This window comes from Haloprofundus halobius (assembly GCF_020097835.1).
GTDB lineage: Archaea > Halobacteriota > Halobacteria > Halobacteriales > Haloferacaceae > Haloprofundus > Haloprofundus halobius.
Map to the genome: position 1 here is coordinate 353,280 of NZ_CP083666.1, position 19,786 is coordinate 373,065.

The following is a 19,786-nucleotide window of genomic DNA, read 5'->3' on the forward strand; positions in this document are numbered from 1 at the left end:
GATACGAGGGCGGGGGGCTAAACGCTTGCCGCGCAGACAGTTCGAAGCTCGAACGAAGCGGACTCGGACGAAACGGGTCGAAAATGGTGTTGGCGGACGAACCGCGACCGACTACACCGACGGCGGGCGCTGCGTCGACCGGAGCTCGTCGGCGGTCACTCCGAGCGACTGACAGAGGAAGCCCCACTGCTCGGCCTGCTCGGTGACGTACATCGAGGTGGGTTTGCCGATGCCGTGGCCGGCATTCTCTTCGGTTCGGAGCAGAATCGGGTCGTCGCCGGTGTTCGCCGCCTGCAGTCGCGCGGTCATCTTCCGGGCGTGACTCGGGTGGACGCGCGTGTCGCCCGCTGCCGTCGTGAACAGCGTCGCCGGGTACTCGGTTTCCTCGACGTTGTGGTACGGCGAGTACTCGCGGATGTAGTCGTAGGCGACGGGGTCGTCGGGGTTGCCGTACTCCGTGGTCCACGACGGGCCGAGCAGGAACTTGTGGAAGCGGAGCATGTCGAGCAGCGGGACGAGACAGAGCGCCGCGCCGAACAGGTCCGGTCGCTGGGTGATGAGCGCGCCGACGAGCAGGCCGCCGTTCGACCCGCCGGAGACCGCGAGGCAGTCCGGATTCGTGTACCGCCGTTCGACGAGTCCCTCGGCGACGGCGATGGCGTCGTCGAAGACGTTCTGTTTGTGCTCGCGACGGCCCGCGTCGTGCCACTCCTCGCCGAACTCCGCGCCGCCGCGGAGCGTCGCGAGCACGTAGACGCCGCCCGCTTCGAGAAACGGCACGGCGAAGCGGTTGAACGTCGGCGTGCGGTTGACCCGGAAACCGCCGTAGCCCGTCAGAATCGTCGGGTTGTCGCCGTCGCGGTCGAGCTCGGCCCGGTGGACGACGAACGCCGGGATGCGGGTGCCGTCGGTGGACTCGAACCACTCCTGTTTCACGTCGAGGTCGACTTCGATTCTGACCTCGGGTTCGTCGAGGACCCGCGTCTCCTCGGTTTCGAGGTCCGCACAGCAGACCCGCGGCGGGCGCTCGAACGACTCGACGGTGTAGAACAGCTCGCCGTCCCACGCGTACGTCCCGGCGACGGCCCCGTACTCGGGGAGGTCGATGCGGCCGACGCGCTCGCCGTCGCGGGTGAACGTCGACAGCGCCGAGTAGGCGTTGCGGTGGTAGTGCGCGACGATTCGGTCGTCGCCGAGAGCGATTTCGCGGAGTATATCTTTTTGCTCGGGGATGACGACGTCCATCTCGTCGGGATGGGCGTCGCCGGAGAGCGCCGTCTCGACGTCGCAGCCGAGCAGGCGCGAGCGCGGCGCGTCGTAGTCGGTGAGCAGATAGAGGTAGCCGTCGCGGAGGCTCGGCTCGAACGTGGCGTCGAAGCCGGTGACGACGGGGACGAGGTCGACCGGTTCGGTCCGCCCGGCGTCGGGTGTCTTTCCGAGGGCGTACACCTCCGAGCGGTCCCAGCCCTCGTAGTACTGGACGATCAGCACGTCGTCGTCGGTCTCCAGTACGGGCCAGACCTGCTCTTCGAAGTCGTCGACGACGAGCGCGTCGGTGTCGCCCGGCGACCCGAGGACGTGGTGTCTGACCTCCTTGTCGAGCTGCTGGACGCCGTCGCCTTCCCGGGTCCCGGTGCCGACGTAGTAGAACCCGTCGGCGGTCCACGCGAACCCGGTCACGGAGATGCGACCCACGTCGACGAGTTCGTCGACCTGTTCGCCGGAGACGACGTCGATAACGCGAACGTCGTACTGCTCGTCGCCGCCGGTGGCGACGCCGTAGGCGAGGAAATCCCCGTCGGGATGTGGGACGAACCAGTCCATCGAGATGGTCCCGTCTTCGCTCCACTCGTTGGGGTCGACCAGCGTCCGCCGGTCGGTGTCGAGTGAGTCCCGGACGCACAACACCGGCTGTTCGTCCTCGGGCGCTTTGATGCGCTGGAAGTACCGACCGGCGGCGGGGCGAATCGTCCCGTAGTCGGTGACGCGGGCGAGTTCGTCGAACCGGGCTTCGAGAACGCGTCTCGCGGGGACGTCGAGTATCGACTCGGCGTACGCGTTTTGGCCTGTAATCCACTCTCTCACTTCGGCAGACTCCGCCTCTAACCAGCGGTAGGGGTCGACAACCTCCTCGCCGTGGACGGTGTCGACCACCTCACGGCGCGGCGTCTCTGGAGGCCCTTGCATACCAAGGGGTTGCGGACACCCTTGATATAACTGTGGGCGTCGGCGATTTCGCGTCGAGAGCCGATACCGGAAACTCAGCAACGGTGGTCCCGAAGCGGCGGTCGATATCCGCCGGTGGCGGCGGTTCCACAGCGGCGCTGTCGCGGCGATACGTTCGCGTCGACGACTCGCTGGTGGCGGAACGATAATAACTCCTAATAGCTGAGACACGCTGAGTTAATACATGACCGTCGTCAGTGTCTCGATGCCCGAAGAACTGCTCGCCCGAATCGACGCGTTCGCCGACGACCACGGCTACACCGGCCGCAGCGAAGTCGTCCGCGAGGCGTCGCGCAACCTCCTCGGCGAGTTCGAGGACACGAGACTGGAGGACCGCGAACTGATGGGCGTCGTCACCGTCGTCTTCGACTACGAGACGACGAGCGTCGAAGAGCGGATGATGCACCTGCGCCACGAACACGAGAGCCTCGTCGCCTCGAACTTCCACAGCCACGTCGGCGCACACTACTGCATGGAACTGTTCGTCCTCGAAGGGACGCTCGAAGAGATCTCGACGTTCGTGGGGAAGGTGCGTGCGACCAGAGACACGCTCTCGGTCGATTACTCGGTGATGCCCGTCGACGAGTTCGGCCCGTTGGCCGACGCCGAGTGAGGGGCTATCGGCGCGGTCAGCGTCTGTGTTCCCGTTTCCGTCGCGTGTCCTGTCCGTCGAGTTCCCCGCCGTCGGTCGCCGTCTCGGTCGGTCCCGTCTCGGCGTCTCGCGGAACTACACGGTCGGCGGCGACGGCGACGGCGTAGAGTGCGATGGCGACGAGGACGATAGCGCCGCCGGCGGCGACGCCGTACTGGTAGGAGGCGAACAGTCCGAGCAGGACGGCGAGTTCGCCGACCACGACCGCGACGAGCACCGACTCGCGGAAGCTGCGGGCGACCTGCGCCGCCGCCGCGACGGGGACGACGAGCATCGCGGCGACGAGGATGACACCCATAATCTGCATCGCGGCGACGACGACGAGTGCCGTCAGCATCACCAGAAGCCGGTTGTACAGCGACACGTTCACGCGGGCGACGCGCGCGGCCGTCTCGTCGAAGGTGACGAACAGGAGCTGTTTGTACGTCAGCGCGACGACGCCGACGACGAGCGCGCTGAGCAGCAACAGCACAGACGTGTTCGCCAGCGTCACCGTCGAAAGACTGCCGAAGAGGTACTGGCTGATACCGACGGCGATGCCGCCGTCGGTGAGACTGATGACGACCGTCCCGAGCGCGAAGCCGCCCGAGAGGACGATGGCCATCGAGACGTCGCCGTAGGCGTCGGTGTAGTCGGCGATGAGTTCGATGAGGAGCGCCGAGAGGACGGCGACGACGAGCGCCGTCACGTACGGCGAGACGCCGATCTCGAACGCCGAGCCGAGAAAGAGGCCGATGGCGACGCCCGCGAAGGCGGTGTGCGCGAGCGTGTCGCCGATGAACGCCATCTCGCGGTGGACGAGGAAGCTACCGACCAGCGGCGCGACGACGCCGACGCAGAGCCCGGCGAGGAACGCCTGCTGCATGAACTGGTAACAGAGTATCTCGACGCCGAGCGGCCGGGTGGCTGCGCATATCCCGTCGCCGAACAGTTGCACCAACCGGTTCACGAGATCCAAGAGGAGCAGGGTCGAACTCTGTGAGAGTGTCGCGGCGGTCATGGTTGCGAGCGGGTGCTGTCGTGCCTGTGGTCGTGGTGGTCGTGCTCCAGCAGCCGCTGGTTCGCGCCGTACGCCCGCGAGAGTGCGTCGCTCTCGGCGAACCCCGACGGCTCGCCGTGGAAGAACAGTCGACGGTTGAGACAGGCGACCGTCGTCGCGTGCTCGGTGACGACGCCGATGTCGTGTTCGATGAGCACGATCGTCAGGCCGCTCTCGTTGAGTTCGCGGAGGAGGTCGTAGAACGCCTCTCGGGAGTCGGCGTCGACGCCGACGGCCGGTTCGTCCAGCGCGAGGAGGTCTGCTTCCCCCGCGAGCGCGCGAGCGATGAACACGCGCTGTCGCTGGCCGCCCGAGAGGTGCGCTAGGCGACGGTCGGCGAGGTCGGCGACGCCGACGGTGTCGAGCGCGTCGGCGACGATACATCGGTCCTCAGCGTCGAGACGACCGAATCCTACGTGGGGATAGCGGCCCATCTCGACGACTTCGCGGACGGTGATGGGCATCTCGGTCGCGGCGTTGGCGACGTCCTGCGCCACGTAGCCGATTCGCTCGCCCGCGTCGAACGACCGCGCGGGCTCGCCGAACAGTTCGACGCGCCCCGCGTCGGGTCGGACGAGACCGAGCATGAGGCGGAGCAGCGTGCTCTTTCCGGAGCCGTTCGGCCCGACCAGTCCGAGGAACTCGCCCTCGCCGACGGTGAGAGAGATATCCTCGACGACCGGCGTGCCGGTGTAGCCGAACGTCACGTCCGATAGCTCGATGGCGGTCATGCGCTGTTCGCGTCCGTCTCCTCTGTGGCGGTCATCTCTGCGTTCACCCGTCTCCCCGCTCGTCCGACGGCGTCTTCGGTGAAGCGTCTGACGGAACTACCGCGTCGAATCGGCTGCTATCGGGTGCGTTCATTCGGCTCCGAGCGCCGTTTTCAGGCTCCCGAGGTTCACCTCCCGCATCACGTCGACGTAGCCCCACCCGTTCTCGTGCCACTCCTCGGTCACACCCGGAATCGACGTCACGGGGAGCGCCTCCTCGGCGTCTGTCTCCTCGACCAACTGGCGGGCGGCGCGGTCGGACTCGAACACGGGTGCGAGCACGTGCGTGATGCCGTATTCCTCGATGAGTTCTTGCGCGCGCCTGGTGTCCTGCGCCGACGGCTGGTCGTCGGGCGACAGTCCAGTCAGCGCGTGGACGTGGAAGTCGTACCGGTCGCCGAGGTACTGTAGCGCGTTGTGACCGGCGACGAGGACGTCCTCGCGTTCGCGGTTCGACAGTTCCTCCTCGAAGGTCGCGTCGAGGTCGTCGAGGTCGTCGAGGTAGCTGTCGGCGTTCTCCGCGTAGGTGTCGGCGTTCGACGAGTCGAAGTCTGCGAAGCCGTCTCTAATGGTCTCGACTGCGGTCGCCGCCCGCGTCGGGTCGAGCCAGAAATGCGGGTCGGCGTCGCCGTGGTCGTGATCGTCGTCGCCCGTCGATTCCTCGTGGTCGCCGCTCTCTTCGTCGTCGTGAGTCTCGTTTTCGTGTGTGTCGTCGTGTTCACCCTCGTGCTCGTCGTGAGTCCCGTTGCTATGTTCGTCGTGAGTCTCGTTGTTGTGCGTTTCCTCGTCGTGTCCGTGCTCCGCCTCGTCTTCCGGCGGGCCGAGCAGGTCGACGCCGTGACGCGCCTCGACGACTGCGACGTCGCTGTCGGCGTCTTCGATGTTCGTGACGACCTTGTCGGCCCACGGCTGGAACCCCTCGCCCATGTAGACGAAGGCGTCCGACTGGATCACCGCCCGCTGGAGGTCCGGCCCTGGTTCCCACCCGTGGCCGTGCTGGCCGAACGGGACGAGATTCTCGACGGCGGCCGCGTCGCCCGCGACGTGCTCGGCGAAGTCCGAAAGTACGAAGAAAGACGCCTGTACTGTCGGCTCGCCATCTCCGTTCGCTCCGCCAGACCCCTCGCCCGCGTTCGTACCCGTACACCCGGCGAGCGCCGCGGTCAGGAGTCCGGCGCTCATCCCCAGAATCTCTCTGCGGTTGTGAAGACTCATGCTCTGATTAACAATCAGGGGTCCATGGTTAATAAGCACTACTATCCAATCATGAATTTTTGTTAGCCGAAGGCGGAGGCGAAGAGAGAGAGGAGACGGAAAGCGTGCGACGGAAGTACGGGGAAACGACGACCAAGAACTTCGACCGTCAGCGACCGAGCGCTCGGTTCGATAGTCGCCTACGTCGATGCGACGCACAACCAAGTCGGGGGTCGACGCCTCGGGTTCGACGCGACGACGGCCACGAGAGACCGTTCGGTAGCTACCGGGAGAAGCGCACGAACGGGAGTGACCCGAAGAGGAGAAACAGTTCGTCTACCGTCCGAACATCTGGCGCATCATCGGGTGCATCTCCATGAGCTGCTCCTCGGCGATTTCCTCGTACAGTTTGTACGTGATGGAAACCGTCAGCAGCAGGCCCGTTCCGGAGACCTGCCCGATGGTACCGAGCATGTTCGCCATGACGGCGAGCAGGCCGACGAGCGCGCCGCCGATGACCGTCACCTGCGGGATGTAGCGCTCCATGACTTTCTCGATGACCTGCGGATTCCGCCGGAAGCCGGGGATCTGCATCCCGGAGTTCTGAATCTGGCGGGCCGTCGACTCCGGACCCATCCCGGTCGTCTCGACCCAGAAGATGGCGAATATCGCGCCGCCGATGACCATGAACGTCAGGTCGACCGCGACACGGATGAAGATCTGCCACGGCTCTGCCGCCGTCCCGGCGAGGAACCAGAGCCAATCCTGCGGGGCCTGAATCGGCGCGAGGTAGTAGAACAGTCCGCCGACGGGCTGTCCGTCGGAGCCGTACTGTCCGAGCCACGGCATCGTCGTGCCGAACAGCGTGATGGCGCTGGCACCGCCCGGACTCTGCGAGTAGAGGATGCGCCCGAGGAACTGGATGTTCGCCTGCAGCGCGCGCACGAGAATCATCGGCAGGACGGACGCGTAGATGAGCTTCACGGGGAAGCGACCGCGCGCGCCTTTCACGCGGGCGTGGCTCAGCGGAATCTCGACGCGGACCGACTCCGCGTAGACGACGATGGAGAAGATGAGCACCGTCGTGAACAGCGCCAGAATCTGTCCCGGCTGGAACAGCAGCGCCTGAATCCCGCTGTCGGTGAGCAACTGGCCGTCGCCGAGCTGCTGATTACCGGTGAGGATGGCGAACCACGTCGGAATGAACCCGGGCGCGCCGCCGAGCGACGGCCACGCGAACAGCCCGCCGACGAGCTGCTGGCTCACGCCGGCGATGATGAACAGCCCGACACCGGAGCCGACGCCCCACTTGCTCACGATCTCGTCCATGAACAGGATGAGGACGCCGCCGACGAATATCTGCGCGAACAGGAGCACTTGGACGCCGGTAACACCGATACCGAAGGCGGTCGCCACGGCTTGACTCGGCGGGAGGAAGTCCCCGGCGAACACCATCGGGATGCCCGTCAGACAGATCATCACGACGACGAGGAACTTCTGCAGTCCCTGGTAGAGAATCTGGTCGCGCGGGTCGTCCGTGTCCAGTCCGAGCAGGTCGGCACCGCCGAGCAACTGGAGAACGATGCTCGCGGTGACGATCGGTCCGATACCCAACTGGAGAACCGAGCCCTGTGCTCCGGCGAGGATCGACCTGAACTGTCCGAACAGGTCGCTGGACTGGCCAGCGTCCAACCCGAACAGGGTGACGTTCGTAAGGAAGAAGTACAACACGAGAATTCCGGCGGTCCAGCCGAGTTTCCGTTTGAAGGGGACGTGCCCCTCCGGACGCTCGACCGTGGGCATCCGCGTTAAAACTGGTTCGGCCGTCTCTTTCCAACCCATATAACCGCTACTTCGCATCGGGATTTGTATGTTCTTCGCTTTTGTTGCCAGACGGTTGTGTACTGGTATCATCATCCGATCGCCATAAATTCGGCGGTGAACGCGCCAGAGAAGCCTAACGGCGACGGTCGACACCTACAGCATTGCCACCGAGTCCGCAGAGTGCTCTGCGGTCCCGGTGAGTCGACCCGTGACCACCGAGACCCCCCGGACCGAGTGAAGTCGAACGAAGGTGGGTGTTGTTCCCGGAAGGTGGTCGACGGCCGACTGGATGCGGTCCGGATACGTCCACCCCGACCCCTCGTACCGACTGATTTCGGCGTCAACGCCGAGAACCATTCGGCGGTCCAGACGTCCACCGTCACCCTTCGAACCGAGTGAAACGCGGCCGACAACACCCGCTTCGGCGGCGAACTGTCACCTGGCGACTCGCATGTATTATATAGTTATCTAAACAAGCAAACAACAACACGAAGAATTTGTACACGCTGCGCCGTCGAATCGTCTACTCCCTCTTTCTCACATTCCATTGAGAACGTGGCACACATAGTTTATTAACAGTCTACACGTGACCCGACACGGCCTTCACCACCGACCCCACCCTCGACTCCGAATTCACTCGGTACGTGGGGTGGGGGATTGCCGCCCGTCGGACGGTCGTGAGATGCTCTCCACCTCTCGCCGTCCCTCGGAATCGGACGAAGTTCACTCGGTACGAGGTCGGCAGTTTTATCTCCGTTCCGCGTGGCTACGTGAGTCGATGACCGACTCGGAGGAGGGTTACCGCGGCCGTCGGAGTCGAGACCGGGCCGGCGACGGCCGTCGGAGTCGAGACCAGGCCGGCGACGGCCGGCCGGACACCGGATACGACGCGGACCTCCGGTCGTACACGGGGGACTCGGCGAACGATAGCTGGCCCGTCACGACCGACGGCGGCGACCGACGACACGGCACTCAGGACGACGATTGGCAGCGAGAAGGCGGTGCCAACAGAGAACGCGGCGACGACAGCAACGAGCGCGGTGGCGGCAGCGAATGCGGTGACGGTAGCGAGCGCGGCGACCCCTTCGCCGTCGGTTCCATCTTCGCCCGCGAGGAACTGCTCCGCGTCGGCTACGTCCCGGACCGCGACCGAATCATCGGTCGCGACGACGAGATTCGCGCAGTCGGGAAGGCGCTCGGTCCGGCCGTCAGGGGTGGTCCGCCGCGTAACCTGCTGCTGTACGGCAAGACGGGCACCGGAAAGTCGCTCGTCTCCAAGCACATGGCCCGCGAAGCGGGCGCGCGCGCGAGCGACAACGACATCGACCTCATCTATCAGTACGTCGACTGCTCGAACGACGACACCGAGACGCGGGCGGCGCGCGAGCTCGCACTCGGCGTGCGCGACACGCTCGAACCCGAACTCTCGATTCCGCGGAAAGGCATCGGCGCGGCGGAGTACTTCAGGCACGTCTGGGACCTCCTCGACGCCCACGACGTGCGCTCGCTCATCGTCATCCTCGACGAAGTCGACAAACTCGACGGCGACGACGACATCCTGATGACGCTCTCGCGTGCCGAGGAGTCGGGCAAAACAGAGTCGTACGTCGGCATCATCGCCATCAGCAACAAGATTCAGTACCGCGAGTCCATCGGCGAACGCGTCGATTCATCGCTGCAGGACCGCGAGTTCGTCTTCCACCCCTACGACGCGACCCAGTTGAGACGGATACTCGAAAACCGGCGCGATGCATTCCAACCGGACGTGCTCTCGGCGGACGTGATTCCGAAGGTCGCCGCGCTGGCGGCCCGCGAACACGGCGACGCCCGCAAAGCCATCGATATCCTCCGATACGCGGGTGCGATAGCCGAGGAGTCCGACAGCGCGCAGGTGCTCGAAGCGCACATCGACAGCGCGATGGAGCGCGCGGAGGCGGACCGCTTCGCCGAACTCGTCTCCGGCAGCACCCCGCACGTCAAGTACATCCTCGTCGCCCTCGCGTCGCTGACGATGCGCCGCGACGAGGAGGAGTTCGCCAAACAGGACATCTACTCGACGTACAAGCGGGTCTGCGCGAACGAGGGCTCCGACCCCATCTCGTGGGACCGCGTCTCTCGCCTGCTGAAAGAGCAGTCGTTTCTCGGCATCACCGAGAGCCGCCACACCGGCGGCGGCTACGAGAAGGGAAGCTACCGCGTCCACTCGCTGAACCGCGACCCCGAAATCGTCCTGAAGGCGCTCGACTCGCGCTCGGACGTGTAAGCCGACTGGGTGGTGTCCGGCTTCCATCAGCCGGCACACGCTACACCACCATGGGTCGGTATCGGCCGGGGTTTCTTCAGCCGGTCGGTACCGTCCCGAAGTTCAGTACGTAGGTTCTTCTGTGGTGCCGTTGTCATTACCTCGTTCGAGTACGCTGGGTGGTGTCGTCTCGATCAGTCGCCGCGCGACGGCGTTTCGGGGGAGAACTATGATGAAGTACGTCGGCCAGTCCGTCCAGCACCGATTCGATATCTGGGGTTTTCTCTGCTTCTCGCACGGGTGGACGTGGTTCTGGTGGTGCGCGCTTCTCCTCTCCGGCTGGAACGCCTTCGAGTTGCCGGGCGTCGTCCTCCTCGTTGGCGGCGGCCTCGGCGTTCCGCTCGGCGCGGTGTGTATGTCCGCAGTCGTCGAGGAACCGCCCGGCGCGTGGCGGCTCTGGTACCGTCTCGTCGACGTGGATCGGATCACGGCACCGTGGCTCACCGTGGCGGTTCTGCTCCTTCCGACACTCGGGCTGGCAGCCGTCGCCGTCGATCTCGCGCTGGAACTATCTCCGCGACCCGTGACGTTCGACGAACTCGAAACGCTGCTGGCCGGCCCGCTCTCGCTTCTGGTCTACGCCGGGTTCGTGCTCCTGCTCGTAGCGCTCTCCGAGGAACTCGGCTGGCGGGGATACCTCCTCGACCGGTTGCAGCGACACCGGAGCGCGCTCTCGGCGAGTCTGCTCGTCGGCATCGCGTGGGCGACGTGGCACGCGCCGCTGTTTCTGATGGTCGACGACGTCGTCGACCCCGATTTCACACCCCCTCCGCTGTGGTTCACCTCGAACGTCCTCGCCGTCTCGGTACTGTACGCCTGGCTCTACAACAGCACGAATCGGAGCATCCTGGCGGTTGTCCTGTTTCACTTCACCGATAGCGTCACGGGGCAGCTACTGGTGCTCTCGACGACGACCCGGTGGATTCAGACCGGACTGACGGTCGTCCTCGTGGTCCTCGTCGTGCGCTGGTGGGGTCCATCCGAGCTCGGTCACCGAACCCCACGCGGGGGCGGCGAGGCTCGAAGCATCGGCGGGGGCAACAGGAAGACGAAACGGAGGGAGGGAGACGGCGGAGACTGAGTGCCGCTCGGCCGGGCTATCTCAGCACTCCGACCAGCCGCAGGACTCGCAGGTCTTACAGCCCTCCGAGAAATACAGCGTCAGGTTTCCGCACTCGGGACACTCGGGGCTCTCGCCCGCGGCCAAGAGATCGTCCATCGCCGACGACTTCGCGCTGTCGGAGATCGACGCGCCGCCGTCGGGTTCGGGAGCCTCCTCGGCGTCCACCTTCGCGTCGGCGTCGGTCGTCTCGGACTCGATCTCGGTGAGGCTCTTCTGCTTGGGGTAGGGCTTCTCGATCTCGCCGTCGAGGTAGCGTCGCATCGCCACGCCGACGGCGTCCGGGATGGAGTTTATCTGCTCGCCTTTGTCCCACGCGACCTTCGGACTGCGGATGCCCTGCAGGTCGGCGGCGATCTCGCGCGGGTCGACGCCCGAGCGCAGCGAGTAGCTGATGACCTTCGCCAGCGCCTCGGTGAAGGAGTTAGTGAAGCCGCCGGAGTTGCCGATGGTGGCGAACAGCTCGAACGGCTCACCGTCCTCGTCCTCGTTGATGTTGACGTAGAGCTTCCCGTAGCCGGTGTCGATGCGCTGGGTGACGCCGTGGAGTACGTCCGGACGCGGACGCTCCTGGGCGTAGGCGCGACCCTCGCGGGTCGCCTCCACGAACGCCTCGACGTCGCCGCCGAGCGCCTCGCGGACCCCCCCGTTGTCGAGGAATGCGTCGAGTCCGCCGAACGCCTCGCGAATCTGCTCGGCGATGATCTCGGCGGCTTCGTCCTCGTCGGCGAACTCGGCGTTGTCCGCGCGCGTCGTCAGCACCTGCTTCGAGCGGGTGCCGTCGCGGTAGACGGTGACGCCTTTGCCGCCGTGGTCGTAGATGTAGCGGTACACCTCGTCCATATCTTCCTTACTGGCGCTGTTCGGGAAGTTGCAGGTCTTCGAGATGGCGGAGTCGACGCCCTGCTGGCAGGCGCACTGCACCGCGGCGTGGTCCTTGCCGGAGAGGTCGGCGGTGACGACGAACAGCTCCGAGATGGCGTCGGGAACCGTCGACAGCGAGTCGACGCCGTCGAACTCGTTGTTCGCCATCTGCGCTTGGGCCTCGCGCTTGACCTCGTCGACGTCGATGTCGTTGGCCTCCAGCACGCGCAGGAAGTAGTCGTCGAACTCGACGAGCATCTCGTCGCCCTGCACGTCGTCGGAGACGTTCTTGTAGTAGGCGACGTTGTAGATGGGCTCGCAGCCGCCGGTCGTGTTGCCGACCATCGACGTGGTACCCGTCGGGGCGATGGTCGTCGTGTTGTGGTTGCGGACGGCGAAACCGTCTGCCCACTCGTCGGCGTCCAGCCCCGTGTGGTGCTCGAACCACTGGCGGTACTCGGTCGGGTTCGCGTACTTCGAGTCGTCCCAGTCGTCGAAGGAGCCGCGCTCCTCGGCGAGTTCGTGCGACGCCCACTTCGACTGGTGGTTCATGTGGGTCATCAGCTGACTCGCGACCTCGTTGCCCGCGTCGGAGCCGTAGCGGATGCCGAGTTGGATGTACAGCTGGGCGAGCCCCATGATACCGAGCCCGATTTTCCGCATTTCGCGGACTTTCTGCTCGATTTTCGGTACTGGGAAGTCCGACATCGTGACGACGTTCTCGAGGAAGCGCGTCCCGAGGTCGATGCGGCGGTCGAACTCCTCGAAGTCGATGGCATCCTGCAAGAAGGCCTCGACGGCCGCCTCGTGGGAGTCGTACTCGTCGAGGTGCTCGTCGGCCCAGACGCGCCAGTCGGGGGCGTCCAGCGACGCCAGCGTCGAGAGGTTGATGTGACCCAGGTTGCAGGCTTCGTACTCTTCGAGCGGCTGTTCACCGCACGGGTTCGTCGCGAGAATGCGGTGGTCCGGGTGTTTCTCGACGTCGAAGGAGTGCTGCTTGTTCACTCGTTCGAGGTAGATGATGCCCGGTTCGCCGTTCTCGTGGGCACCTTCGACGATGTGGTCCCAGAGTTCGGCGGCCGGGATCGAGAGTACCTCGCCGACGTCGACGTGCTCGCCGAGACCGAACATCTCGTACAGTTCCTTCGTCTCGGGCGTGGCGACGTGGGGTTCCTCGGTTCGGGGGTTGGTGAAGACGAACTCCTCGTCGTCGTACAGCGCCTCCATGAAGTCGTCGGTGACGCCGACGGAGATGTTGAAGTTCGAGAGGTGACCCTCGACGGCGTTGCGGAGATGCTTCGGGACGCGACCCTCGTCGTCGATGAGTTCGCGCGCCTCGTCGAGCGCGTCGGCGAACTTCGTGTGTGTGTAGTCGTCGGGGTCGTTCAGACGGAGTGAGTGCGCCAGCGAGACGTCCTTGTTCTTCGCGTGGATGAACTGGATGACGTCGGGGTGGCTGACGCGCATGACGCCCATCTGCGCGCCGCGGCGCGCGCCGCCCTGCGCGATGGTCTCGCACATCTGGTCGTACGTCCGCATGAACGTGATTGGCCCGGAGGCGATGCCGCCGGTAGAGCCGACGGCGTCGCCGTACGGGCGGAGCTTCCAGAACGCGTACCCCATCCCGCCGCCGGACTGGAACACCTCGGCGGCTTCCTTCATCGTCTGGTGGATGTCGGTGATGTCGTCGCCCGGCGAGTCGACGAAACACGCCGAGAGCTGCTGGAGTTCGTCGCCGGCGTTCATCAGCGTCGGCGAGTTCGGGATAAATGAGAGCCGTTCCATCAGGCTCTGGAACTCCTCGCGGCGCGTCTCGACGGTCGAGCGAACTTCCTCGGGGAGTTCGGGGACGACGGTGTCGTAGGCGAACTTGTTGACGTTGTAGACGGAGAGCGCCGTCTCCGCGTTACTGTCGGCGGTGACGCCCTTGCCGAACACTTCGGCGGCGAGTTCGTCGCGTCGGGGGTGGTCGGGCTTCAACTGGTCGGGGGTGACCGTCACCGACTCGCCCGTCCGTTCGGCCCCGTAGACGGCTTCGGCGAGCGCGATGTTCTTCGCGACGCGGGCGAACAGTTCTTCCTGCGTCTCGGTGAGGTTGCCGTCGGCGTCCTTGCGGAGATACCGCGCGGGCAGGATGTTGTTGTACGCGTTCGAGGTCATCCGCGCTTCGAGGTCGTCACCCTCGGTGCGCTTGACAGGGAGCACGAGTTCGTCCGCGCTCAGGTCGACGTTACTCATCGGTCGTTCTCTCCTCCGTTCGTGGGTGCGTGAGTGGCTGCGTATAGGACATGTTGTCGACTCCGGCTCGTCATCTATGACGGAACGTTTGATGCGATAGTGACCCATTAATGCTTTCGAAGCCGGGTATCACCAATTAAATGACTTATATTATATCTGACTATTCCGTCGGCTCGACTCGCCTTCAGTCGTCTATGGGGTCGGCGACGACATAACGATGTGCAGAGTGCAGCGAAAGTGATTATCCAGCACTCGGAACCGCACGACGGCTACGAGATGTCCAGCGGAAAGAAAGGGGGGTCAAGTCGGCGTCCGCTCCCGACGGCGCTCGGAACCTGTCGGCTTTCGAATCGGTGTCCGACACAAGCTTATACCGACGGCGGTTCTAACGATGGCCATGGACGCCCTCCCCGTCGTCGCGCCGCTACTCCAGACCGCACTCGGCGAGATGCCGTACGGTTCGCTGTTCGTCGGACTGCTGGCGCTCGGAGCCGTCGTGCTCGTCGGACGGCTGCTACTACATCTGGCGTGGCGACTCGTGACCATCGCGCTGGTCGTCGTCGCCGTGCTGATGGTCGTCTCGATGGTCGCGCCGGGACTGCTCTGAGTCCGTCGCGCGTCGCCCCCACGGAGTTAGTCGGCCGTCACTCGCGGCGCGTCGGCGACGCAGTTCGTCAGGAAGTTCTCCACGATGTCGTGCCCGACGGCGGTCAGCACGCTCTCGGGGTGGAACTGGACGCACTCGATGGGGTGCTCGCGGTGGCGTACGCCCATCACGAGGTCCGTCCCCTCGTGGTCCGTCGTCGCCGTCACCTCGAAGCAGTCCGGTACATCTGTCACCACGAGCGAGTGGTAGCGCCCGGCCTGAAAGCCCTGTTCGAGTCCCGCGTAGACGCCTCGTCCGTCGTGGTCGACGGCGAACGCCTTCCCGTGGACGGGTTCGGGTGCGTGGCCCACTTCGCCGCCGTAGGCGTACACCGCCGCTTCGAGGCCGAGACAGACGCCGAGCGTCGGCGTCTCGGGGCTCAGTTCGCGAAGCACGTCGAGCGTCACGCCCACGTCGCGGTCGTTCTCGGGATGGCCCGGTCCCGGACTCAGGACGATGGCGTCGGCGTCGACGGCGCGAATCTCGTCGAGCGACGCCGTGTTCTTCAGGACCTCCACGTCGACGCGCTCGCTCTCCTCGCCAACTCCGTCGGTGTCCTCGCGTTCGACCTGCGTCTCCGAGAGATACTCGACGAGGTTGTACGTGAACGAGTCGAAGTTGTCGACGACGAGCACCCTCATCTCGACGCCTCCGCGGGGGTCATCTCGTCGCTCTCTGGCGACTTCTCGATGCGTTCGAGCGCGTCGAGCACGCCGCCCATCTTCTGTTCGGTCTCCTCGTACTCGGCGGTCGGGTCGCTGTCGGCGACGATACCCGCTCCCGCCCGAACGCGAATCAGGTCGTCGTCCTCGTCTCCGTCGCCGCCCCTGCGGTCGATGGTCGCCGTCCGGATGACGATGGCCACGTCGGCGTCGCCGGTCCACGAGTAGTAGCCGACGCCGCCACCGTACAGTCCGCGTGGAGTGGTCTCCAGCGCGTCGATTATCTCCATCGCGCGGACCTTCGGCGCCCCCGAGAGCGTCCCCGCCGGGAACGACGCGCGGGTCGCGTCGAAGGCGTCTGACTTGGCGTCTACGGTACCCGAGACGGTCGACTCGATGTGCTGGACGTGGCTGTACTTGAGCACGTTCATGAACTCCTCGACGCGGACGCTGCCCGCCTCGGAGACGCGGCGCACGTCGTTGCGCGCGAGGTCGACGAGCATCGTGTGCTCGGAGCGCTCCTTGGCGTCGGCGAGCATCTCGCCGGCGAGGCGGCGGTCCTCGACGGGGCTGTTCCCCCGCGGACACGTTCCGGCGATGGGGTTGGCCACGACTCGGTCACCGCGCACCGAGACGAGCGTCTCCGGACTCGCGCCGACGACGGTTCGGTCGCCGTGGCGTAGCAGGTACATGTACGGCGAGGGGTTCACCTCCCGGAGCGACGCGTACAGACCGAGCGGATCGATTTCCCCCCTGAGCTCGCGCGTCCGCGAGATGACGCCCTGGTAGATGTCGCCGTCGAGGACGTGCTGTTTGGTCTCGCGAACGGCCGCTTCGTACGCCTCTTTCGACTCCGCGGTCTCGCCGCGCTTCTCGAAGCCGCCGTGGTCGGGCGTCTCCGCCGCAGCGAGTTTCCCGCGCAGGCGCGTCGCCTCCGATTCGAGTTCGTCGTAAACTGTTTCGGGGTCGTCGTCGGGGCCGACGACTGGTGTGAAGACGAGCGACACCGCGTCGGTGGCGTGGTCGAAGACGAGCGTCTTCGTCGTCAGCACGAACTGGGCGTCCGGCATCGCACTCTCTTCGGCGCGGGATTCGGGCCGTTCGACGCCGACCTCCTCCAACCAGAGGTCGTACACCGCGTCGTACGCCAGGAAGCCGACCAGTCCGCCGTCGAGACGTTGCCGGGCGGCGGCCTCGGCGCCTTCGAAGCCGACGCGTTCGACGGCCGGGAGCGCGCCGCGGAGCGCGTCGAGCACGTCCCCGTCGTCGGGATCGACGTAGCGCGCCGCGCGGCCGCCGAGCGACTCGACGGTCGCGCCGTCGGCGTCGACGGTGACGACGGCGTCGGGGTCGTAGCCGACGAACGAGTAGCGAGCGTGTCGGTCGGTCGCCGTCCCGGGCGAAAAGGCGCCGTCAGGGTCGCTCGAGGGCGTCTTCTCGGCGCTCTCCAACAGAAAACCGTACTCGTTCTCATCGGTCAGCGCGCCGTACGCCGACAGCGGCGGCGTCGACGGCAGGTCGAGCGTCGCCGAGATACGTGCGACGGCCGGTCCGCCGACGTCGGCGAACAGCGACGCGAACGACTCGCGACTCCGGTCGAGCGAACTCACGCCGAGGCCTCCCTACGGAACTGCGACGCCTTCGCCCGGCGGACGAACTCGCGGACCGCGTCGTGGTCCTTGATGCCGCCGGTGAGTTCGACGCCGCTGGCCGCGTCGACGCCGTAGGGTTGGGCGGTCTCGATGGCCTCCTCGACGTTCTCGGGCGTCAACCCGCCCGCGAGGATGACGGGCGAACAGAGTTTCTTCGCGAGGTCGGCCGTCGTCTCCCAGTCGTGGGTCTCGCCGGTTCCGCCCGCACCCTCGTCGCTCACGGAGTCCAGGAGCACCGCGTCGACGACCTGGTCGAGGTCCCTCGCCCGTTCGATGTCATCGGGGTCTTCGGCGTCGACGGCGGTGACGATTTTCGTCTCCGCCTCGGCGCGGATGTACTGGAGTTCGTCGGCGGCGAACTCGCTGTGCAGTTGGAGCACGTCCGGGTCGACGAGGCGCGCGAGTTCGACGGCGCGGTCGGGCGTCTCTGGCATGAGCACGAGCACCGTCGTGACGAACGGTGGGGCCGCGGCCACGAGATCCGCCGCGCGGTTCGGCAGCACCTCCCGAGGACTCTCGACCTGCTCCGGCAGTTCGGTGATGACGCCGACGGCGTCGACACCGGCGTCGGCGGCGATTCGCAGGTCGACGGCGCGGGCGAATCCGCAGAGTTTGACCCGCGTCATCAGTCGCTCCGGGAGAGTTCGACCGTCGTCTCTCGGAGCCGTTCGAGCTTCTCGGCCGCCGCGCCCGAGTCGATGGCCTCGCGTGCGCGGTCGACCCCCGACTCGACGCTGTCGGCGTGGCCGGCGACGTAGACGGCCGCACCCGCGTTCGCGAGGATGATATCGCGTTTCGCCCCCGTCACGTCGCCCTCGACGATGCCGCGGAGGTCGGCGGCGTTCTCCTCGGGCGTGCCACCGGAGACCGCAGCGATAGGAGCCGAGTCGAGTCCCATCTCCTCGGGCGTGAGCGCGTACTCCTCGACCTCGTCGCCGTCGACTTCGGCGACGGTCGTCTCGCCGTGCAGCGCGATTTCGTCGAGGCCGTCACCGTGGACGACGAGCGCTCGCTCCACGGGCATGTGCGACACCGCATGTGCGATGACCGGGACGAGTTCCGGGTCGTAGACGCCGAGTACCTGCGCATCGGCCCCGGCGGGGTTCGTCAGCGGGCCGAGCACGTTGAACAGCGTCCGCATCCCCAGTTCCTTTCGTGGGCCGATGACGGCTTTCATCGCCGGGTGGAACACCGGCGCGAGCATGAAGCCGATGCCGTCGCGGTCGATGGCCCGCTCGACGGCGGGCGGCTCGGCCCCCACGTCGACGCCGGCGACTTCGAGAACGTCGGCGCTGCCCGACGAGGACGAGACCGAGTAGTTGCCGTGTTTGGCGACCGCCACGTCTGCGCCGGCGGCGACGATGGCGCTCGTCGTGGAGACGTTGATGGTGTCGTAGTCGTCGCCGCCGGTACCGCAGGTGTCGACGAGCGGTTTTCGGTCGGGTGAGATGGTCCGGGCGGCGTCGCGCATCCCCTGTGCGAACCCGGCGATTTCGGCTTCCGTCTCCCCCTTCGCTCGAAGTGCGGTGAGCAGCGCGCCGATCTGCGCCTCCGTCGCCCCCTCGAAGACCGCGTTCGCGGCCTCGCGTGCTTCCTCGACGGTCAGATTCCCCCCCTCCGTAGTGCGTTCGATGTATTCCTGCATGGTGGCCACCAATGTACGTATTCGTGTTATAGTGTACAAATCAGTACATCAGTATAAGCCTGTCGCCGAGAAGATCGACGCGACGCGGTGCTCGCGCCGTCTTCGGCCACTACTTGAGCGCGTCGAAAGTCGCTGACGGAACCGCGTTCCGAAACCTTCAATTACTCGGCCGGGATAGGTGTTACTGCGTTCAGCACGTGAGCGCCGGACTGGGTTTGTGGTCTAGTCTGGTTATGACACCTCCTTGACATGGAGGAGGCCGGCAGTTCAAATCTGCCCAAACCCACTACTTCTGCGGATCTCACGCTTCCGAGCGGCGGCGCTCGGTTCGCTCTCTCGAACCGAAACCGTCAGAGCCACTCCGTACGTCGACGCCTCCCTTCCCTTTCACCGCTCAGTCTCCGCCGACGGGGTTCGCATCCACGACCCGATCGAACTGCGCCTCCAGCGCGCCGTCGACGGTGACGCCCGGCTGCACCGCGTGGACGCCGTGGAGTCGTCGTCCGGCCGTCTTCTGGAGTACCGTCAAGAAGAACCGGGAGACTACGTCCGGTTCGCAGTACATGTCGAGCACCCCGAGCGCGTCGGTGACGACGCAGTCGCCCTCCGAGAGGGTCGAGAGCGCGTCGACGAGACGCATCCCGACGCCGGTCACGTCGCCGGGATGGACGACACCCGAGAGGTCGACCGGACCCTCGTAGTCGACTTCGACCGGCCACACCGACAACAGCGTCGCTCGCGCCGGGTTGCGGCCCGATTCGTAGAGTAGTCGCTCCAAACGTCGAGGATGGAGGCGAGCGCTGACGACGAGCAGTCGATCGCTTCGCGGTAGCACCGACGCGGGCAGGGGATCGGCGGTGCGCACAAGCGTCTGTTCGCCTGGAACGGGCGCGTTCGTCGTATCCGCGTTTGCGTCGAAGACCATCGTGGGAGAGAACCTGCGGCGTCGACG

Annotated in this window: 16 protein-coding genes and 1 tRNA gene; 5 read left to right on the forward strand and 12 right to left on the reverse strand. The window is 65.9% G+C overall.

Annotated features, from left to right (window positions below; all coding sequences use genetic code 11):
* Positions 1-111: 111 nt before the first annotated feature.
* A complete protein-coding gene (locus LAQ74_RS01895; protein WP_224334309.1) occupies positions 112-2,187 on the reverse strand; it encodes a prolyl oligopeptidase family serine peptidase in 2,076 nt (691 codons plus the stop codon).
* Between the two features lie 223 nt (positions 2,188-2,410).
* Between LAQ74_RS01895 and LAQ74_RS01900 the strand changes: the two genes are divergently transcribed.
* Positions 2,411-2,839, forward strand: a complete 429-nt coding sequence (locus tag LAQ74_RS01900; protein WP_224334311.1) for a CopG family ribbon-helix-helix protein — start codon at positions 2,411-2,413, stop codon at positions 2,837-2,839.
* Between the two features lie 16 nt (positions 2,840-2,855).
* Here the strand turns inward: LAQ74_RS01900 and LAQ74_RS01905 are convergent, their stop codons facing one another.
* The 5 genes from LAQ74_RS01905 to LAQ74_RS01925 all read right to left on the reverse strand — a co-directional run bounded on the left by LAQ74_RS01905 (position 2,856) and on the right by LAQ74_RS01925 (position 8,062).
* Positions 2,856-3,878 (reverse strand): metal ABC transporter permease, encoded by a 1,023-nt coding sequence (locus LAQ74_RS01905; RefSeq protein ID WP_224334313.1) that lies wholly within the window; start codon positions 3,876-3,878, stop codon positions 2,856-2,858.
* Complete coding sequence (locus tag LAQ74_RS01910) at positions 3,875-4,648, reverse strand: metal ABC transporter ATP-binding protein (protein WP_224334314.1); 774 nt, start codon at positions 4,646-4,648, stop codon at positions 3,875-3,877. The genes LAQ74_RS01905 and LAQ74_RS01910 overlap by 4 nt, the downstream gene beginning before the upstream one ends.
* 129 nt (positions 4,649-4,777) lie before the next feature.
* Positions 4,778-5,902, reverse strand: coding sequence for a metal ABC transporter substrate-binding protein (locus LAQ74_RS01915; RefSeq protein ID WP_224334316.1), 1,125 nt, complete (start codon positions 5,900-5,902; stop codon positions 4,778-4,780).
* A gap of 315 nt (positions 5,903-6,217) precedes the next feature.
* A complete protein-coding gene (gene secY, locus LAQ74_RS01920; protein ID WP_224334324.1) occupies positions 6,218-7,723 on the reverse strand; it encodes a preprotein translocase subunit SecY in 1,506 nt (501 codons plus the stop codon).
* Between the two features lie 135 nt (positions 7,724-7,858).
* The gene (locus LAQ74_RS01925) at positions 7,859-8,062 is read right to left on the reverse strand and encodes a hypothetical protein (protein ID WP_224334326.1); all 204 of its coding nucleotides are present in this window, start codon (positions 8,060-8,062) and stop codon (positions 7,859-7,861) included.
* A gap of 421 nt (positions 8,063-8,483) precedes the next feature.
* Between LAQ74_RS01925 and LAQ74_RS01930 the strand changes: the two genes are divergently transcribed.
* Together LAQ74_RS01930 and LAQ74_RS01935 are read left to right on the forward strand one after the other, a co-directional pair.
* Complete coding sequence (locus LAQ74_RS01930) at positions 8,484-9,968, forward strand: Cdc6/Cdc18 family protein (protein WP_224334336.1); 1,485 nt, start codon at positions 8,484-8,486, stop codon at positions 9,966-9,968.
* A 211-nt stretch (positions 9,969-10,179) separates the two neighbouring features.
* Positions 10,180-11,088 (forward strand): CPBP family intramembrane glutamic endopeptidase, encoded by a 909-nt coding sequence (locus tag LAQ74_RS01935; RefSeq protein ID WP_224334338.1) that lies wholly within the window; start codon positions 10,180-10,182, stop codon positions 11,086-11,088.
* Between the two features lie 21 nt (positions 11,089-11,109).
* Here the strand turns inward: LAQ74_RS01935 and LAQ74_RS01940 are convergent, their stop codons facing one another.
* Complete coding sequence (locus tag LAQ74_RS01940; RefSeq protein ID WP_224334340.1) at positions 11,110-14,229, reverse strand: adenosylcobalamin-dependent ribonucleoside-diphosphate reductase; 3,120 nt, start codon at positions 14,227-14,229, stop codon at positions 11,110-11,112.
* A 397-nt stretch (positions 14,230-14,626) separates the two neighbouring features.
* Between LAQ74_RS01940 and LAQ74_RS01945 the strand changes: the two genes are divergently transcribed.
* Positions 14,627-14,836: a DUF8029 family protein gene (locus tag LAQ74_RS01945; RefSeq protein WP_224334342.1), complete on the forward strand. Its 210-nt coding sequence runs from the start codon at positions 14,627-14,629 to the stop codon at positions 14,834-14,836.
* Positions 14,837-14,862: 26 nt separating this feature from the next.
* Here the strand turns inward: LAQ74_RS01945 and trpG are convergent, their stop codons facing one another.
* From trpG to trpD, 4 genes are read right to left on the reverse strand one after another with little or no spacing between them, the layout of a single operon-like run.
* Complete coding sequence (gene trpG, locus LAQ74_RS01950) at positions 14,863-15,516, reverse strand: anthranilate synthase component II (protein ID WP_224334344.1); 654 nt, start codon at positions 15,514-15,516, stop codon at positions 14,863-14,865.
* On the reverse strand, positions 15,513-17,147 hold the full coding sequence (trpE, locus tag LAQ74_RS01955; RefSeq protein WP_224334347.1) for an anthranilate synthase component I: 1,635 nt from the start codon (positions 17,145-17,147) through the stop codon (positions 15,513-15,515). The genes trpG and trpE overlap by 4 nt, the downstream gene beginning before the upstream one ends.
* Positions 17,144-17,815, reverse strand: coding sequence for a phosphoribosylanthranilate isomerase (locus tag LAQ74_RS01960; RefSeq protein WP_224334349.1), 672 nt, complete (start codon positions 17,813-17,815; stop codon positions 17,144-17,146). Before LAQ74_RS01960 ends, trpE begins: the two co-directional genes overlap by 4 nt.
* Positions 17,815-18,834: an anthranilate phosphoribosyltransferase gene (gene trpD / locus LAQ74_RS01965; protein ID WP_224334351.1), complete on the reverse strand. Its 1,020-nt coding sequence runs from the start codon at positions 18,832-18,834 to the stop codon at positions 17,815-17,817. Before trpD ends, LAQ74_RS01960 begins: the two co-directional genes overlap by 1 nt.
* 211 nt (positions 18,835-19,045) lie before the next feature.
* On the opposite strand from trpD, the gene LAQ74_RS01970 reads away from it, so the two are divergent.
* A tRNA-Val gene (locus LAQ74_RS01970) sits at positions 19,046-19,120 on the forward strand.
* 108 nt (positions 19,121-19,228) lie between these two features.
* On the opposite strand, the gene LAQ74_RS01975 is transcribed toward LAQ74_RS01970, so the two are convergent.
* Entirely contained in the window at positions 19,229-19,759 is a 531-nt protein-coding gene (locus LAQ74_RS01975) for a hypothetical protein (RefSeq protein WP_224334353.1), read from the reverse strand.
* Positions 19,760-19,786: the final 27 nt, after the last annotated feature.

Coding starts and splice junctions, on each gene's coding strand:
- trpD (WP_224334351.1), bottom strand. CDS start 18,834: ATGCAGGAATACATCGAACGCACTACGGAGGGGGGGAATCTGACCGTC.
- LAQ74_RS01925 (WP_224334326.1), bottom strand. CDS start 8,062: ATGGTTCTCGGCGTTGACGCCGAAATCAGTCGGTACGAGGGGTCGGGG.
- LAQ74_RS01905 (WP_224334313.1), bottom strand. CDS start 3,878: ATGACCGCCGCGACACTCTCACAGAGTTCGACCCTGCTCCTCTTGGAT.
- LAQ74_RS01940 (WP_224334340.1), bottom strand. CDS start 14,229: ATGAGTAACGTCGACCTGAGCGCGGACGAACTCGTGCTCCCTGTCAAG.
- trpG (WP_224334344.1), bottom strand. CDS start 15,516: ATGAGGGTGCTCGTCGTCGACAACTTCGACTCGTTCACGTACAACCTC.
- LAQ74_RS01945 (WP_224334342.1), top strand. CDS start 14,627: ATGGACGCCCTCCCCGTCGTCGCGCCGCTACTCCAGACCGCACTCGGC.
- LAQ74_RS01935 (WP_224334338.1), top strand. CDS start 10,180: ATGAAGTACGTCGGCCAGTCCGTCCAGCACCGATTCGATATCTGGGGT.
- LAQ74_RS01910 (WP_224334314.1), bottom strand. CDS start 4,648: ATGACCGCCATCGAGCTATCGGACGTGACGTTCGGCTACACCGGCACG.
- LAQ74_RS01960 (WP_224334349.1), bottom strand. CDS start 17,815: ATGACGCGGGTCAAACTCTGCGGATTCGCCCGCGCCGTCGACCTGCGA.
- secY (WP_224334324.1), bottom strand. CDS start 7,723: ATGGGTTGGAAAGAGACGGCCGAACCAGTTTTAACGCGGATGCCCACG.
- LAQ74_RS01915 (WP_224334316.1), bottom strand. CDS start 5,902: ATGAGTCTTCACAACCGCAGAGAGATTCTGGGGATGAGCGCCGGACTC.
- LAQ74_RS01900 (WP_224334311.1), top strand. CDS start 2,411: ATGACCGTCGTCAGTGTCTCGATGCCCGAAGAACTGCTCGCCCGAATC.
- LAQ74_RS01930 (WP_224334336.1), top strand. CDS start 8,484: ATGACCGACTCGGAGGAGGGTTACCGCGGCCGTCGGAGTCGAGACCGG.
- LAQ74_RS01975 (WP_224334353.1), bottom strand. CDS start 19,759: ATGGTCTTCGACGCAAACGCGGATACGACGAACGCGCCCGTTCCAGGC.
- LAQ74_RS01895 (WP_224334309.1), bottom strand. CDS start 2,187: ATGCAAGGGCCTCCAGAGACGCCGCGCCGTGAGGTGGTCGACACCGTC.